The sequence below is a fragment of the Mycobacterium sp. TH-M116 genome, assembly GCF_057473685.1.
In genome coordinates this window covers 29809-46578 of record NZ_JBYCLC010000285.1, presented here as the reverse complement: position 1 = coordinate 46578, position 16770 = coordinate 29809, and the positions used below count along the sequence as shown (strand labels likewise).

Annotated in this window: 11 protein-coding genes and 1 pseudogene; all 12 read left to right on the top strand. The window is 71.0% G+C overall.

The features are described 5' to 3' along the window. Positions 1 to 59 precede the first annotated feature (59 nt). The 12 genes and pseudogenes from AC2VOK_RS14320 (at position 60) to eccE (ending at position 16397) form a co-directional block, all read left to right on the top strand. Positions 60 to 1550 (top strand): PPE domain-containing protein, encoded by a 1491-nt coding sequence (locus tag AC2VOK_RS14320; RefSeq protein ID WP_428901076.1) that lies wholly within the window; start codon positions 60 to 62, stop codon positions 1548 to 1550. Positions 1551 to 1747: 197 nt separating this feature from the next. Next, complete coding sequence (gene eccA / locus AC2VOK_RS14315; protein ID WP_428901075.1) at positions 1748 to 3625, top strand: type VII secretion AAA-ATPase EccA; 1878 nt, start codon at positions 1748 to 1750, stop codon at positions 3623 to 3625. After that, positions 3622 to 5199, top strand: coding sequence for a type VII secretion protein EccB (gene eccB, locus AC2VOK_RS14310; protein ID WP_428901074.1), 1578 nt, complete (start codon positions 3622 to 3624; stop codon positions 5197 to 5199). The genes eccA and eccB overlap by 4 nt, the downstream gene beginning before the upstream one ends. After that, positions 5196 to 9206, top strand: a complete 4011-nt coding sequence (gene eccCa / locus AC2VOK_RS14305) for a type VII secretion protein EccCa (RefSeq protein ID WP_428901073.1) — start codon at positions 5196 to 5198, stop codon at positions 9204 to 9206. The genes eccB and eccCa overlap by 4 nt, the downstream gene beginning before the upstream one ends. Before the next feature lie 13 nt (positions 9207 to 9219). Beyond that, positions 9220 to 9528 (top strand): PE family protein, encoded by a 309-nt coding sequence (locus tag AC2VOK_RS14300; RefSeq protein ID WP_428901072.1) that lies wholly within the window; start codon positions 9220 to 9222, stop codon positions 9526 to 9528. Between the two features lie 3 nt (positions 9529 to 9531). After that, complete coding sequence (locus AC2VOK_RS14295; protein ID WP_486944289.1) at positions 9532 to 11001, top strand: PPE domain-containing protein; 1470 nt, start codon at positions 9532 to 9534, stop codon at positions 10999 to 11001. Positions 11002 to 11055: 54 nt separating this feature from the next. After that, complete coding sequence (locus AC2VOK_RS14290; RefSeq protein ID WP_421530117.1) at positions 11056 to 11349, top strand: WXG100 family type VII secretion target; 294 nt, start codon at positions 11056 to 11058, stop codon at positions 11347 to 11349. Between the two features lie 28 nt (positions 11350 to 11377). Beyond that, positions 11378 to 11668, top strand: a complete 291-nt coding sequence (locus AC2VOK_RS14285) for a WXG100 family type VII secretion target (RefSeq protein WP_428901071.1) — start codon at positions 11378 to 11380, stop codon at positions 11666 to 11668. Positions 11669 to 11688: 20 nt separating this feature from the next. Then, a complete protein-coding gene (locus AC2VOK_RS14280) occupies positions 11689 to 12549 on the top strand; it encodes an ESX secretion-associated protein EspG (RefSeq protein WP_428901070.1) in 861 nt (286 codons plus the stop codon). A gap of 71 nt (positions 12550 to 12620) precedes the next feature. After that, positions 12621 to 14026, top strand: a pseudogene (eccD, locus tag AC2VOK_RS14275) (type VII secretion integral membrane protein EccD). Next, entirely contained in the window at positions 14023 to 15423 is a 1401-nt protein-coding gene (gene mycP, locus AC2VOK_RS14270) for a type VII secretion-associated serine protease mycosin (RefSeq protein ID WP_428901069.1), read from the top strand. The pseudogene eccD and the gene mycP overlap by 4 nt, the downstream one beginning before the upstream one ends. 38 nt (positions 15424 to 15461) lie before the next feature. Beyond that, on the top strand, positions 15462 to 16397 hold the full coding sequence (gene eccE, locus AC2VOK_RS14265) for a type VII secretion protein EccE (protein ID WP_428901089.1): 936 nt from the start codon (positions 15462 to 15464) through the stop codon (positions 16395 to 16397). Positions 16398 to 16770 lie beyond the last annotated feature (373 nt).

Below are 16770 nucleotides of genomic sequence, written 5' to 3'. Positions count from 1 at the left end.
GGTGGTCGTCGATCTGACATCCAAGGAGCTTTGCCGCTTTCGCTGACGAAAGCGGCACAGTGACCACGCCGGTCTGGATGGCGTCGCCGCCGGAGGTCCATGCCGCGTTGCTGAGCAGCGGTCCCGGGTCCGGCGGATTACTGGCCGCGGCCGGGTCGTGGAAATCGTTGAGCGAGGCCTATACATCGGTCGCAGAAGGGCTCGGCGCGATTCTGGCGGCGGTGCAGGCCGGGGCGTGGGAGGGGCCCACCGCCGAACAGTACGTGGTCGCGCACGTGCCCTACCTGATCTGGCTGATGCAAGCCGGCGCTGACAGCGCGGCCGCGGCCGCCGGGCACGAGACGGCGGCCGGCGCCTACACCGCCGCGCTGGCGGCGATGCCGACTCCGGTGGAGCTGGCCGCAAACCACGCGGCGCATGCGGCGTTGTCGGCGACGAACTTCTTCGGGATCAACACCATTCCCCTCGCCCTCAACGAGGCCGAGTACGTGTGGATGTGGATCCAGGCGGCTACGACGATGGCCCAGTATCATTTGACGTCTTCCGTGGCGGTGGCCACGGCGCCGCACACCATACCGCCGCCGCGCATCGTGAAAACGCCCCAGAGCAGTGACAGCAGCGACACCGGCGGCGGTGTGCAGGACATCGTCGACAACGACTCCGGCGACCCGTACGACCTGAGCTGGTGGGTGAATCGGTTTCTCGAGGTCCCACAGACCCTGGAGCGCGACGCGCTGGAATTCCCGCAGAATCCCTCCGTGGCGACAGCGCAGCTGGAGTCGGACATTCCGGGGTTGATCGCCGACGAGGTGGGCCACGCGGCGGAGGCTTACGAAGCGTTCTTCCCCGAGATCAACGCGCTTGCGGCCGGCCTGCCTAGTGTCAACCCGGGTCTTGCGGTCGGCGTGAGCGTCGGCCTGGGAGGTGTGCCGGAGGTCGGCCTCGACGTGGCACCTGCGGTGCCTGCCACAGCGGTTCCGCAGGCACCCGGCGCTGCGGCGGCCGGCACCGCCCCGGCCGTGAGCGCCGCCCCGGCCGCGACACCGACCCCGGCTTCGGCTCCCGCGACCGCACCGGCACCCGCACCGGCGGGCGGCCCGCCACCGGCACCGCCACCGACCGGTGTCGGTGGCGGCGGCTTTCCCTACCTCATCGGCGGTCCGCGGACGGGCGCCGGCACCGGAATGGGGTCCGGCGCCCGGCGGAAGGCCCCCGAGCCCGAGGCCGCCGCGGTCGGTGCCGCCGCCGGGGCCGTGGCGCAGCGGCGGGAGAAGTCGCGCCGGAGAAGGCGGGCGGCGATGAAGAGCCCGGATCACGGTTACCGCTACGAGTTCCTGGGCCGGGAGCCCGACGGAACGGACGCGGTCGACGAGGAGCAGCGTGCCGCGGTGTCCGGCCGGGGCGCGGGGACCCTGGGTTTCGCCGGCACGGCGCCGTCGGGCGCGGCCGCGCAAGCGGGCGGGCTGGCCGCGCTGGCCGGCGACGGATTCGGTGGCGGTCCGGCGGTACCGATGGTCCCAGTTAGCTGGGAACCAGGCGGTGGTACATAATGAAAACCATTGTCGATAAGGGCTGCCCCTCATGTCCGAAAATGCGGCTGAAGTCTGGTTACGGGAACTCGTTTGCGGTAAAGAGTGGAAAGGTGCCGGGGGGCCGAGAGGTCCGGGCGCGTGGACAGTTAGCTTATGCAATGCTAACTTCAGGCAAGTTAGGTTAGGGAACACTGTGCACAGGAAGAGAAGCGGCCGTGGATCGCGGTGACACCGGCGTGCTGGCAGCGCAGCCCGCGAATTTCTCGTCGAACGGCACGTCGAACGGCACGTCGAACGGCAAGATCGACGGCGAGGTCGTCAGCCGGTTCTCGACGTGTTGCCGTGCGCTGGGGCTCGCGGTGTACGAGCGGCAGCGCCCGGCCGACCTCACCGCGGCACGCTCCGGCTTCACCGCGCTGACCCGCATCGCCCACGACCAGTGCGACGCCTGGACCGGCCTGGCCGCCGCCGGCGACGCGTCGCTGCGGGTGCTCGAGGCGGTCTCGCGCACCGCGTCGACGGCGGGCGTGCTGCAGCGCCAGGTGGAACTGGCGCCCGGGGCGCTGGGGTTCCGCTACGACACCGGGCTGTATCTGCAGTTTCGTGCCACCACCCCCGACGACTTCCAGCTCGCGTACGCGGCGGCGCTCGCCCAGGCGGGGCGCTTCGCCGACGCCGACGGGATCGTCGCGGGGCTCACCGAACGCCGAGCGGGCTGGCGGGCGGCCCGCTGGGTCGCCGTCGTCGTCAACTACCGGGCCGAGCGCTGGTCGGACGTCGTGAAGCTGCTCACCCCCATCGTCAACGACGCCGACCTCGACGAGGCCTTCTCACACGCCGCCAGGATCGCGCTGGGCACCGCGCTCGCCCGGCTGGGCATGTTCGCCCCGGCACTGTCCTATCTGGAGGAACCCGACGGCCCGGTCGCGGTCGCAGCGCTCGACGGCGCGCTGGCCAAAGCGCTGGTCCTGCGCGCGCACGTCGACGAGGAGTCGGCCGGCGAGGTGTTGCAGGACCTCTACGCGGCCCATCCCGAGAGCGAACAGATCCAACAAGCGCTATCCGACACCAGTTTCGGGATCGTGACGACCACCGCCGCCCGGATCGAGGCCCGCACTGATCCGTGGGATCCGGCCACCGAGCCCAGCGTCGAGGACTTCGTCGACCCCGCCGCTCACGAGCGCAAGGCGACGCTGCTGTCCGACGCCGAGCGTCAGCTCGCCGAATTCATCGGGCTGGACGAGGTCAAGAACCAGGTGTCGCGGCTGAAGAGCTCGGTGGCCATGGAACTGGTGCGCAAGCAGCGCGGGCTTCAGGTCGCCCAGCGCACCCACCACCTCGTCTTCGCCGGGCCGCCCGGGACCGGCAAGACGACGATTGCCCGCGTGGTCGCCAAAATCTATTGCGGACTGGGGCTTTTGAAACGGGAGAACATCCGGGAGGTGCACCGCGCGGACCTGATCGGCCAGCACATCGGGGAGACCGAAGCGAAGACCAACGCGATCATCGACAGCGCGCTGGACGGTGTGCTGTTCCTCGACGAGGCCTATGCACTGGTGTCCACCGGTGCCAAGAACGACTTCGGCCTGGTCGCCATCGACACGCTGCTGGCACGCATGGAGAACGACCGCGAGCGGCTGGTGGTGATCATCGCCGGCTACCGGGCCGATCTGGACAAGTTCCTCGACACCAACGAGGGGTTGCGGTCGCGGTTCACCCGCAACATCGACTTCCCTTCGTATGCGCCGTCGGAATTGGTGGAGATCGCGCACAAGATGGCCGAACAGCGCGACAGCGTGTTCGAGCGGGCCGCCCTGGACCACATGGAGGCGTTGTTCTCCAAGCTGGCCGCGGAGTCGACGCCCGACTCCAACGGGATCGCCCGGCGCAACCTCGACATCGCCGGTAACGGCCGGTTCGTGCGCAACATCGTCGAACGCGCCGAGGAGGAGCGGGAATTCCGGCTCGACCATTCCGAACACGCCGGAACCGGCGAATTCAGTGACGACGAGCTGATGACGATCACCGACCAGGATGTCGAACGGTCGGTGGAGCCGCTGCTGCGCGGTCTCGGCCTTGCGGTGCCGGCATGAGCGAGTACGAGCCCGACGAGCCCCGGCGTTCGTTCTCCTCGCGGACCCCGGTCAACGACAACCCCGACCAGGTCGAATACCGCCGCGGTTTCGTCACGCGCCACCAGGTCACCGGCTGGCGTTTCGTGATGCGCCGGATCGCCTCCGGGATCGCGCTGCACGACACCAGGATGCTGGTCGACCCCTTGCGCACCCAGTCGCGCGCGGTGCTGATGGGCGTGCTGATCCTGGTCACCGGCCTGGCGGGCTGCTTCGTGTTCTCGCTGATCCGGCCCGCCGGGTCCGCGGGCACCAGCGCCGTCCTCGCCGACCGTGCCACGGCCGCCCTGTACGTGCGGGTCGGCGATGACCTGCACCCGGTGCTCAACCTCACCTCGGCGCGGCTCATCGTCGGCCGGCCGGTCGATCCGGCGATGGTGAAAAGCTCTGAGCTGGACCGGTTTCCGCGCGGCAACCTGATAGGCATTCCCGGTGCGCCGGAACGCATGGTGCAGAGCCCCGCGCGCGACGCCGACTGGACGGTGTGCGACGGCGTGGCCGGCCAGCCCGGTCACGGCGCGCACAGCACGGGGGTCACGGTGCTGGCGGGCCCGCTCGACAGCCAGGGTGCCCGAGCGGCCCCGCTCCACCCCGAACAGGGGATTCTGGTCGAGGTCCCGGCGCAGGAGGCCCCGCAAACCTGGTTGCTGTGGAACGGACGGCGCAGCAGCATCGATCTGGCCGACCACGCGGTCACCGACGCGCTGGGTCTGGGCGCCGGCCGCCACGGCGTGCCCGCGCCGCGGCCGATCGCGATCGGGTTGTTCAACGCGATCCCCGCGGGGCCGGCGCTCGCGGCGCCCGACATCCCGAACGCCGGCGCCCCCGCCGCCTTCGACGTACCGGCGCCGATCGGTGCAGTGGTGATGTCGTATGCGGTGGACCAGCGCTCGTCGGGTGCCGTGCGGTACTACGCCGTGCTGCCGGACGGTTTGCAGCCGGTCTCGCCGGTGGTCGCGGCCATCCTGCGCAACACGAACTCCTACGGACTGGACCAGCCGCCGCGACTGGGGGCCGACCAGGTCGCCAAGCTGCCCGTGTCGCGAATGCTGGACACCGCGCGCTACCCCGAACAGCAGGTCGTGCCCGTCGACGCTGCCGACGATCCCGTCACGTGCGCGCAGTGGAGCAAGCGCGCCGGGGCGGCGACCAGCTCGCTGAGCCTGCTCTCGGGCTCGGCGCTGCCCACGCCCGACGGGGTGCACACGGTGAGCCTGGTCGGTGAGGGCAACGCCGCCCGCGTCGCACTGGCCCCCGGCGCCGGGTACTTCACCCAGACGGTGGGCCACGGCGCGTCCGCGCCCGCCGCCGGGTCGCTGTTCTGGGTGTCGGACACCGGCGTCCGCTACGGCATCGACAACGAGGCCGAAAGCGGGCCGGGCCAGGGCAAAACCGTTGCGGCCCTAGGGCTGAACCCGCCCGCCGTGCCCATCCCATGGTCCATGCTGTCGTTGTTCGCCCCCGGCCCGGCGCTGTCGCGCGCCGACGCGCTGCTCGCCCACGACGGCCTGATGGCGGAAGGGGGAATTCGATGAGCCGGTTGATCTTCGAGGCCCGCCGCCGGCTCCCGGCGCCGGGTGCCCGCAAGGGCAGCATCGCCATCGAGCCGCCCCCCGAGCTGCCGCGCGTGATCCCGCCGTCGTTCCTGCGGCGCGCGATGCCGTATGTGATCGTCATCCTGATCGTCGGCATGATCGTCGCGCTGGTGGCGACCGGGATGCGGGTGATCTCCCCGCAGACCCTGTTCTTCCCCTTCGTGCTGCTGCTGGCCGCCACCGCGCTGTACCGCGGCAACGACAACAAGATGCGCACCGAGGAGGTCGACGCCGAACGGGCCGACTACCTGCGGTACCTGTCGGTGGTGCGGGACAACATCCGCACCCAGGCCGCCGAGCAGCGCGCGGCCGCGCAGTGGTCGCATCCCGACCCGGCGGCGCTGGCGGCCGTACCCGGCTCCCGTCGCCAATGGGAGCGTGACCCCCACGACCCCGACTTCCTGGTACTGCGGGCCGGACGCCACCAGGTGCCCCTGGACACGGCGCTGCGGGTGCAGGACACCGCCGCCGAGATCGACCTGGAACCGGTGTGCCACAGCGCGTTGCGCAGCCTGCTGGACACCCAGCGCACCGTGCGTGACGTGCCGACCGGAATCGACCTGAGGAAGGTCTCCCGGATCACCGTCGTGGGCGACGCCCGGGAGGTGCGGGCGGCCCTGCGCGCCTGGATCGCTCAGGCGGTGACCTGGCACGACCCGACGGTGCTGGGCGTGGCGCTGGCCGCGCCGAACCTGGAGGGCCGAGACTGGTCGTGGCTGAAGTGGTTGCCCCACGTCGACATGCCCGGCGAGCTCGACGGTGTCGGGTCGGCGCGTTACCTGTCGGCCGACCCCGACGACCTGGTCGCCCAGCTGGGCCCGGCACTGCTGGACCGCCCGGTGTTCACCGGGGAACCGGCGGACACGTTGCGGCACCTGCTGATCGTCGTCGACGACCCCGACTACGACGTGAACGCCTCGGCGCTGGGCGCGGGCCGGGCCGGGGTCACCGTCGTGCACACCAGCGCCACGCCGCCGCACCGCGAGCAGTACTCGGACCCGGAAAGGCCGATCCTGCGGATCAGCGGGGGGGACGGCGGGGGCAGCCGGGCGGTCGCCATCGAACGCTGGCAGACCGGCGGCTGGCAACCCTACATCGACCACGCCGACCAACTCGGCGCCGACGACGCCGTCCACCTGGCCCGGCAGCTGTCGCGCTGGGACTCCAACCCCACCCATACCGGGCTGCGCTCGGCGGCCACCCGCGGCGCCGCGTTCACCACGCTGCTCGGGATTCCCGACGCGTCGCAGCTCGACGTGGCCACGCTGTGGGCGCCGCGCCGCCGCGACGACGAGCTGCGCGTGCCCATCGGCGTCACCGCGACCGGCGAGCCGCTGATGTTCGACCTCAAGGACGAGGCCGAGGGCGGGATGGGGCCGCACGGCCTGATGATCGGGATGACCGGCTCGGGCAAGTCGCAGACCCTGATGTCGATCTTGTTGTCGCTGTTGACGACCCACTCGGCCGACCGGTTGATCGTCATCTACGCCGACTTCAAGGGAGAGGCCGGCGCCGACAGCTTCCGCGATTTCCCCCAGGTCGTCGCGGTGATCTCGAACATGGCCGAGAAGAAGTCGCTGGCCGACCGGTTCGCCGACACGCTGCGCGGCGAGGTGGCGCGGCGCGAGACGCTGCTGCGCGAGGCCGGTCGCCGGGTGCAGGGCAGCGCGTTCAGCTCGGTGACGGAGTACGAAAACGCCTGCGATGCCGGCGCATCCGACCTGCCGCCCATCCCGACGTTGTTCGTGGTCGCCGACGAGTTCACCCTGATGCTGGCCGATCACCCCGAATACGCCGAACTTTTCGACTACGTGGCCCGCAAGGGCCGCTCGTTCCGCATCCACATCCTGTTCGCGTCGCAGACGCTCGACGTCGGCAAGATCAAGGACATCGACAAGAACACCTCATACCGCATCGGGCTGAAAGTGGCCAGCCCCAGCGTTTCTCGCCAGATCATCGGAGTGGAGGATGCCTACCACATCGAATCCGGTAAGGAACACAAGGGGTTGGGCTTCCTGGTTCCCGCGCCCGGCGCCGCGCCGATCAAGTTCCGCAGCACCTATGTCGACGGCATCTACGATCCACCGATTCGGACGAAATCAGTTGTGGTGCAAGCTGCTCCGGAGCCCAAACTGTTCACCGCGGCAAGGGTGGAGCCGGATCAGGACACGGTGTTCTGCGCCGGCGAGGCGCAGGACGAGGCCGGGCCACCGCGCAAGCTGATCGCCACGATCGGCGAGCAGCTCGCACGCTGCGGCCCGCGGGCGCCGCAGCTGTGGTTGCCGCCGCTGGACGAGCCCATCGGACTGACCGCGGTGCTGGCTCGCGCCGGCCTGCCGCAACGCCAGTGGCGCTGGCCGCTGGGCGAGATCGACAAGCCGTTCGAGATGCGGCGCGACCCATTGGTTTTCGACGCCACGGCGTCGGCGGGAAACGTGGTGATCCACGGGGGCGCCAAGTCCGGGAAGTCGACGGCGCTGCAGACGTTCATCATGTCGGCGGCCAGCCTGCACTCACCGCGGGAGGTCACGTTCTACTGCCTCGACTACGGCGGCGGGCAGCTGCGGGCGCTGGAAGGCCTGGCCCACGTCGGCAGCGTCGCCACGCCGCTGGAGCCCGAACGGATTCGGCGCACCTTCGGCGAGATCGAGCAGCTGCTCCGGTCCCGGCAGCGGCGGGGGGTGTTCCGCGACAGGAACGGGACGGCGCCCGATGACGGCTTCGGCGAGATGTTCCTGGTCATCGACAACATCTACGCCTTCGGCCGGGACAACACCGACCAGTTCAACACCCGAAATCCCCTGCTGGCCAAGGTGACCGAGCTGGTCAACGTCGGGCTGGCCTACGGAATCCATGTGGTGGTCACGACACCGAGCTGGCTGGAGGTGCCGCTGGCGATGCGCGACGGACTGGGCCTGCGGCTCGAGCTGCGCCTCCACGACGCGCGGGACAGCAACGTGCGCGTGGTCGGTGCGCTGCGCCGGCCGGCCGACGCCGTCCCGCACGACCAGCCGGGCCGCGGTCTGACGATGGCCGCCGAGCATTTCCTGTTCGCCCAGCCGGAACTGGACCAGGTGGCGGCCATCAACGCCCGCTACCCGGGCGTGTCCGCCCCGCCGGTCCGGTTGCTGCCGGACGACCTTTCGCCTGTCGCGGTCAGGCCGCTCCATCGGGGCGGCGAACGTGTGGTGATCGGGCAGCGCGAGGAGGACCTGGCACCGGTGGTGCACGACTTCGCCGAGCATCCACTGCTGATGGTTTTCGGCGACAGCCGCTCCGGCAAGACCACGCTGCTGCGCCACCTCATCCGCACCGTGCGCGAGCACTCCACGGCCGACCAGGTGGCATTCACCGTGCTGGACCGGCGGCTGCACCTCGTCGACGAACCGTTGTTCGCCGACAACGAGTACACGGCGAACATCGACCGGATCATCCCGGCGATGCTCGGGCTGTCCCACCTCATCGAATCGCGGCGCCCCCCGGCAGGCATGTCGGCGGCCGAGCTGTCGCGGTGGCGCTATGAGGGCCACACCCACTACCTGATCATCGACGACGTCGACCAGGTTCCGGACTCGCCGGCGATCAGCGGCCCCTACGTCGGGCAGCGGCCGTGGACCCCGCTGATCGGGCTGCTCGCGCAGGCCGGCGATCTGGGGCTGCGGGTGATCGTCACCGCCCGCGCCAGCGGCTCCGGCCACGCGCTGATGACCAACCCGTTGCTGCGCCGCCTCAACGACCTGCAGGCGACCACGCTGATGCTCGCGGGCAACCCGCAGGACGGCGGCAAGATCCGCGGTCAGCGGTTCAGCCGGCTGCGGCCCGGGCGCGCGATCCTGTTGGGCGACAGCGAGACTCCGATGTACGTGCAGTTGATCAACCCGCTGGCCGCCGAGTCGGCGATGGTTGGTGAGTTCGGAACAGAAGGACTATCGGAACAGAAGGACTAGAGGAGGAGTAGCCATGACGTTGCGTGTGGTTCCCGAGGGCCTGGCCGCCGCGAGCGCGGCCGTGGAGGCGCTGACGGCGCGGTTGGCCGCCGCGCACGCGGCGGCGGCCCCGGCGATAACCGCGGTGGTGCCGCCGGCGGCGGACCCGGTGTCCCTGCAGACGGCCGCCGGCTTCAGTGCCCAGGGCCAGGAGCACGCGGCCGTCGCGGCCCAGGGCGTCGACGAACTCGGCCGCGCCGGGGTGGGCGTGGGCGAGTCCGGCGCAAGTTATCTCGCGGGCGACACCGCCGGGGCCGCCACGTTCGGGGTGACGGGCGGCTGAGAAGTGAACTCGCCCATCTGGATGGCCGCACCGCCGGAAGCGCATTCGGCGTTGCTGAGCACCGGTCCGGGGCCGGGTCCGCTGTTGTCGGCCGCCGGCGCGTGGAGCTCGCTCAGCGCCGTGTACTCCTCGGCGGCAGCCGAACTGGGTGGGCTGATCGGATCGGTGCAGGCGGGTGCGTGGCAGGGGCCCAGCGCCGGGAGTTACGCGGCGGCGCACGCGCCGTACCTGGCATGGCTGCAGCAGGCCAGCGCGGACAGCGCCGGTGTCGCCGCGGAGCACGAGGCCGTCGCGATGGCGTACACCGGCGCCCTGGCGGCCATGCCGACTCTCGCGGAACTGGCGGCCAACCACGTGATCCACGGGTTGTTGATCGCGACGAACTTCTTCGGCATCAATACCATTCCGATCGCGCTCAACGAGGCCGACTACGCGCGGATGTGGGTGCAGGCCGCCACCACGATGAGCGCCTACCAGGCGGCCTCCGGGACGGCGCTGGCTTCGGCGCCGCGGACCGCGCCCGCGCCGTCGATCGTGAAATCCGACGGCAACGCCACGACCCAGGCCAACCCGGTTTCCGGGTTCATGCAACTGGTGCAGTCTTTCGCGAACCTCTACCAGGAGGGGTTCGGCGAATTCGAGACGCTGCTGCAGAACCCGGTGGGGACCCTGCAGCAGATCATCACCGCGTTCGCCACGAATCCTGCTGCGGCACTGGTGGCCTACGGTCCGCTGTTCTTCTTCGCCGCCTACGAAGTCGTCTCGCCGATCGCGACCTACGGCCCGATGCTGATGGCGCTGGCGCTGGGCGTCAGCCTGAGCCTGGGCACCATCACCCTGCCCGCCGGCGGGATCGCGCCGATCGCGGCGCCGGTGGCCGCCGGGGCCGCGGGTGCGCCGGTGCTGGCGGCGGCCGGGCGAACGGCATTGCCGGCCGTGACCATGGCTCCGACGATCGCGACCCCCACCGCGGCGACGGCCTCGGCACCGGCCGCCGGGGCCGGTGCTCCCGGTGCGCCCGCCCCGACGGCGGCGACCGCCGGCTTCGGCTACGCGGTGGCCCTCGGCGGCGACCCCGGGCCCGGCTTCGGGCCCACACTGGGTGGCCGCGGCGGCTCCAAGGCGCCCGCGTCAACCATCCCCGCGGCGGCCGCCGCGGTGGCCAGCCGGTCCGGGTCGCGGGCGCGGCGGCGCAAGAGGGTGGCGATGCGTGAGTACGGCGACGAATTCCTGGACCTGGAACCCGATTTCGAGGTCACGCCCGATCACGACGACACACAGGCGGTGGCCGGCGCGAGCGGGGCCGGGTCGTTGGGTTTCGCCGGCACCGCCCACCAGGACGCCGTCCTGCGGGCGGCGGGCCTGACCAAACTGGCCGACGGCGAGTTCGGCAGCGGCCCGCGGATGCCGATGGTGCCCGGCACCTGGGAGCACGACGGCGAAGACCCGGGGGGAGGGGGATCGGACGGATAGCGATGTGCAGTTAGGCGACCGGAACTCGGCACAATCACGAAGAAGGGAAACACCATGAGCCTCTTGGATGCTCACATTCCACAGTTGGTGGCCGCGCAGTCCGCATTCGGCGCCAAGGCGGCGTTGATGCGCAGCACGATCAGCCAGGCCGAGCAGGAGGCGATGTCGGCGCAGGCGTTCCACGTCGGCGAGTCCTCGGCGGCATTCCAGGCCGCCCACGCGCGGTTCGTCGAGGTCGCCGCCCGGATCAACACGTTGCTCGACATCGCCCAGGCCAATCTCGGCGACGCCGCGGGCACGTATGTGGCCGCTGATTCCGCGGCCGCGTCTACCTACCCCGGCTTCTGACCCCGGCCCACCCGCGAAAGGACTTGTGATGTCACAGATCATGTACAACTACCCGGCGATGCTGTCGCACGCCGCGGACATGTCCGGCTACGCCGGAACGCTGCAGGGGCTGGGAGTCGACATCGCCAGCGAACAGGCGACGCTGTCCAACGCCTGGCAGGGCGACACGGGCATGACCTATCAGATGTGGCAGGCCCAGTGGAACCAGGCCATGGAAGACTTGGTGCGGTCCTACCAGGCGATGGCCAGCACCCACGAGGGCAACACCCTGTCCATGTACGCCCGCGACGCGGCCGAGGCCGCCAAGTGGGGCGGTTAGGCACCGCGTCGCCGACGTCGATGAACACAGCACCCAACGCCGTCGAGATGACGGTCGACCAGGCGTGGTATGTCGCGGAAACCATCGGGGCGGGCGATTTCCCCTGGGTTCTGGCGATCACCACCCCCTACCGCGACGCGGCGCAGCGCGACGATTTCTGCCGGCGTCGCAAAGACGAGCTGACCGGTATGGGCCTGCTGTCGGCCGGGGGCGTGGTCAACGCGGCGATCGCCGACTGGGTCAGGGTGGTGTGTTTTCCGGACCGGTGGCTGGACCTGCGCTTCGTCGGGCCGGGCCCGGGCGCGTTGCTGCGCGGCCTGGTCGCCCAGCGCCCGGGCATCACCGGCAAGACCATCGTGGCGCTGCGCAGTGCGCAGCTGATCACGTTGACCGCCATGGACATCGAGGATTCCCGCGCCCTGGTTCCCGTGCTCGGTGCCGGGCTCGAGCGGCGCCCGCCGGCCCAGTTCGAGGAGTTCAGCATGCCGGCGCGCGTCGGGGCGCGGGCCGACGAGAGGTTGCGTTCCGGTGCACCGCTGCCGGAAGTCATTGACTACCTGGGTATTCCGTCCTCGGCCCGGCCCGTGGTGGAATCGGTGTTCACCGGTCCGCGCAGCTACGTCGAGGTCGTCGCCGGCTGTCGCTGCGACGGTCGGCAGGCGACCACCGAGGTCGGCATGAGCCTGGTCGACACCACCGCGGGGCGCGTGCTGGTCAGCCCGTCGCGCGCATTCGACGGCGAATGGGTGTCGACGTTTCACCCGGGAACCCCCTTCGCGACGGCGGTCGCCGTCGAACAGCTGACCGCTCTGTTGCCCGACGAACAGTGGTTCCCCGACCAGCGGCTGTCCCGAGACTTTTCCGCACCAACACACAGATAACAACACACAGATAGAGAAGAGAGCACGATGTCCCAGCAACCGTGGCGGGCCCAGTGACGTCGGGCGCCGTCATGCCGATCGTCCGCGTCGCCATCCTCGCGGACAGCAGGCTGACGGAGATGGCCCTGCCCGCCGAACTGCCGCTGCGCGAAATCCTGCCCGCGGTCCGGCGCTTGATGGTTCCCGCCGCCTCCAACGGCCACGGCGACACGCCAGGTGACGACGGTGCAGTCGTCGCGCTGAGCCTGGCGCCCGTCGGAGGCGCGCCGTTCAGCCTGGACGCCAGCCTGGACACCGTCGGCGTCGTCGACGGCGACCTCCTTGCTCTGCAACAGGTTCCGGCCGGACAGCCCGCGCCCGGGATCGTCGAGGACATCGCGGATGCCGCCATGATCTTCTCGGCGTCGCGTCTGCGGCCCTGGGGCGGCGCCCACGTCCGGCGCGGCGCCCTGGCCGCGACGATCGTCGTGGCGCTGGTGGCCACCGGGTTGTCGGTCAGCTACCGGGCGGCCACCGGGGCGCTGGCCGGCCTGGTCGGGGTCAGCGTGGTCGCGGCGCTGACCGCTGTGGCCGGTTTGCTGGTCACCGCGCGGTCGGCCCGCACCGGGATCGCGCTCTCGATCACCGCGCTGGTACCCATCGCCGCTGCGCTGGCGCTGGCGGTGCCGGGCCCGTTCGGGCCCGCGCACCTGGTGCTGGCCGCGGCCGGGGTCACGGCCTGGTCATTGATCGCGCTGATGGTGCCCGGCGGCGAACGCGAACGTGTCGTCGGTCTGTTCACCGCGACTGCGGTGCTCGGAGCCGGCGTGCTGGTGGCCGCGGGCACCGAGATGTTCTGGCGGCTGCCGATGCTCAGCGTCGGTTGCGGGCTGATCGTGGCGGCCCTGCTGGTGACCGTCGAGGCGGCCCCGCTCTCGGCGGTGTGGGCCCGCTTCCCGTTGCCGGTCATCCCGGCGCCCGGCGATCCCACGCCGTCGGCGCCGCCGTTGCGGGTGCTCGAGGACCTGCCCCGCCGGGTCCGCATCGGCGACGCCCACCAGAGCGGGTTCATCGCGGCCGCGGTGCTGCTCAGCGTGCTGGGCTCGGTCGCGATCGCCCTGCGGCCCGGGGCCGTCAGCGGTTGGGGCTGGTACGTGGTGGCCGCGATCGCGGCGGCGTCGGTGCTGCGCGCCCGGCTGTGGGACTCGGCGGCGTGCAAGGCCTGGCTGCTCGCCCAGCCCTATCTCGTCACCGGAGTGCTGCTAGTGTACTACACCGCGACAGGGCGCTAGGGGCCGCCCTCGGTGCGCTGACGGTGCTCGTCGCGCTGATGTCGGCGTGGCTGGTGGCGGCGCTGAACCCGGGCATCGCAGCGCCGGAGAGCTATTCGCTGCCGCTGCGCCGGCTGCTGGGCTTCGCGGCTTCCGGGCTTGACGCATCGCTGATTCCCGTCATGGCTTACCTGGTCGGGCTGTTCGCCTTGGTGCTCAATCGATGATGCGGGCCGGATCGGCCTGCCTCGCAGCGGCGTTCGCGGTCATGCTGGCGGCGTGTCCACCGGCGTTCGGGATCGACCCGCCGCAGGTGGATCCCGGGGTGCCGCCGCCTGCCGGCACGCCCGGCCCCGTGCAGCCGATGGAACAGCGCGGCCCGTGCAGTATCTCCGGGGTGATTCCCGGCAGCGATCCCGAGGTGGTGTCGCCCAGCCAGGAGATGCTGAATCTGCCTGCTGCGTGGCAGTTCTCGCGCGGTGAGGGCCAGCTGGTCGCGGTGCTGGACACCGGGGTGCGGCCCGGTCCGCGACTGCCGAACGTCGACCCGGGGGGCGACTTCGTGGAGACGACCGACGGCCTGACCGACTGCGACGGGCACGGCACCCTGGTCGCCGGAATCATCGCCGGCCAGCCCGGCCCGTCCGGTGCACAGGGTTTCTCCGGGGTCGCGCCCGCGGCGCGGGTGGTGTCGATCAGGACGACGTCGGCGAAGTTCTCGCCCCGCACGCCGGGTGGCGATCCGCTGCTGGCGCGGGCCACCGTCGACGTCGCCGCGCTGGGGCGGGCGATCGTGCACGCCGCCGACTTGGGCGCGCAGGTGATCACCGTCTCGGCGATCGCCTGCCTGCCCGCCGACCGCCCCGTCGATCAGGCCGCTCTCGGGGCGGCGCTGCGTTACGCGGCGGTCGACAGGGACGCGGTGATCGTGGCCGCCGCGGGCGACGGTGGCCCGAGCGGATCGATCGCCGAGGGAGCGCCGTGCGAGTCCAACCCGCTGACCGACCGGAGCCGTCCCGATGACCCGCGTAATTGGGCCGGCGTCACGTCGGTGTCGATCCCGTCGTGGTGGCAGCCCTACGTGCTGTCGGTCGCTTCGCTGACGCCGCAGAGCCGTCCGTCGAAGTTCACGATGGCCGGGCCGTGGGTGGGCATCGCGGCGCCCGGCGAGAACATCGTGTCGGTGAGCAACGACGACGGTGGTGGTCTGGCCGACGGCCTGCCCGACAACCACCAGCAACTGGTAGCGCTCAGCGGCACCGGTTACGCCGCAGGCTACGTGTCCGGTGTCGTGGCGCTGGTGCGCAGCAAGTACCCGCAGCTGACGGCCGCCCAGGTCGTGCAGCGTCTCACGGCGACCGCGCACAACGGTGCCCGGGTCCCCTCCGACGTCGTCGGAGCCGGCAGCCTGGACCCGGTGGCGGCCCTGACCTGGCAACTACCCGCCGGCCAACAGGCCGGGTTGCCGGCCACCCGAGTGGCCGTGCCGCCGGTGCCGGCTCGGGCCGACACCAGGCCGCGGACCGTCGCGGTGGCCGGTACCGCCGCGCTGGCCGTGGCGGTCGCGGCCGTCGCCGCTTTCACCGCAATCGGCGCACGCCGACGGAAGGAGTCATCTCAGTGAGCGTGCTTCGCTCGATACCGGCCCCCGGACCCGGCCGGATGACACTGGCGCTGCTGGCTGTGGTACCCGCGGCGATGGCCTACCCGTGGCGGTCCGAACGCGCCTACTGGCTGCTCGGTGTCGCCGCCGTCGCGGTGGTCCTGCTGTTCGGGTGGTGGGATGGGTTGCATGTCACCACGATCCTGAGCCGTCGCCTCGCCATCGTGAGCCGCCGCAATCTCTCGGTCCCGGAAGCCGCGCCCGCGACGAAGGTGACCGCGCTGCTGCGGGTCGGTCCCCCGGTCGACGAGTCGGAGGTGCTGCCGCTGGCGCTGATCGCCCGATACCTCGACTGCTATGGCATCCGGGCCGACGCGATACGGATCACCAGCCGCAGCAGTGCGGCCCGGGTGCAGGAGACCTGGATCGGGCTCACGGTGTCGGCCGCAAACAACCTGCCGGCACTGCGGGCCCGTTCGTCGCGGATACCGTTGCCCGAGACCACCGGTGTCGCCGTGCGGCGCCTGGCCGACCACCTTCGCGAAATCGGTTGGGACGCAGTCGTGGTCGGGCCCGAGGACGTCCCGCGGCTGCTGCCGGCCAACGCTCGACAAAGCTGGCGCGGGTTGCAGCGGGGCGCTTCGGATTACGTTGCGGTGTATCGGGTCTGCGTTGACGAGTCGTTGCCCGAGACCTTGGAGGCGATCCGGTCGCATCCGGTGCGCGAGACGTATACGGCCCTGGAGATCGCCGGTGACCGCACCAGCCGGAGCCTCGCGGCCGCTTGCGTCTTCCTCACCGAGTCGCCACCGGAGGCCGCCGCGCCGGTGCCCGGTTTGACCCCGCAACGCGGCAACCACGGCCCCGCGCTGGCGGCGCTGGAGCTGCTGTCCGCCCGGCGGCTCGACGGCCACACCGCGGAGCCGTCAGGCCTGCTGACGCGGCTGGACTGGCCCACGCCGGCGGCCGGCGCGCACCGGGCGGCGATCGACTGAACGCACCTGGCGCCGAAGGAATGACGATGCGGTGATCGCCTGTGACGCGGGCGCCGAACCGCGGTTCATCGCCGGCGGTGCCTTCACGTCAGGACGAACGCCTCGGCTGCACAGGTGGTTCCGGCCGGTCGAATCTGCAGGTTTCCTGTGCGTTGGTCTGCTCGGCTTGTCGAGCAGGTCCCCATAGGTTTCTACTAGCGGGAGCAAGAAGCCGGAACACCCGGTCTGGCGCCATCGAAAAGTTGGCGCCTGTTGGTGGTGGGGCTCACCATGAATGCGGACGACGTTGTCCGCCAACAGTCCCTGCGCAGTATCGGTACGCGGTACGCCGATGGCAACCGCGTTTGACGCAGGGGATCATGATGGCAACTCT

Coding starts and splice junctions, on each gene's coding strand:
- eccB (WP_428901074.1), top strand. CDS start 3,622: ATGAGCGAGTACGAGCCCGACGAGCCCCGGCGTTCGTTCTCCTCGCGG.
- AC2VOK_RS14300 (WP_428901072.1), top strand. CDS start 9,220: ATGACGTTGCGTGTGGTTCCCGAGGGCCTGGCCGCCGCGAGCGCGGCC.
- AC2VOK_RS14285 (WP_428901071.1), top strand. CDS start 11,378: ATGTCACAGATCATGTACAACTACCCGGCGATGCTGTCGCACGCCGCG.
- AC2VOK_RS14280 (WP_428901070.1), top strand. CDS start 11,689: ATGAACACAGCACCCAACGCCGTCGAGATGACGGTCGACCAGGCGTGG.
- eccE (WP_428901089.1), top strand. CDS start 15,462: ATGACACTGGCGCTGCTGGCTGTGGTACCCGCGGCGATGGCCTACCCG.
- eccCa (WP_428901073.1), top strand. CDS start 5,196: ATGAGCCGGTTGATCTTCGAGGCCCGCCGCCGGCTCCCGGCGCCGGGT.
- AC2VOK_RS14290 (WP_421530117.1), top strand. CDS start 11,056: ATGAGCCTCTTGGATGCTCACATTCCACAGTTGGTGGCCGCGCAGTCC.
- mycP (WP_428901069.1), top strand. CDS start 14,023: ATGATGCGGGCCGGATCGGCCTGCCTCGCAGCGGCGTTCGCGGTCATG.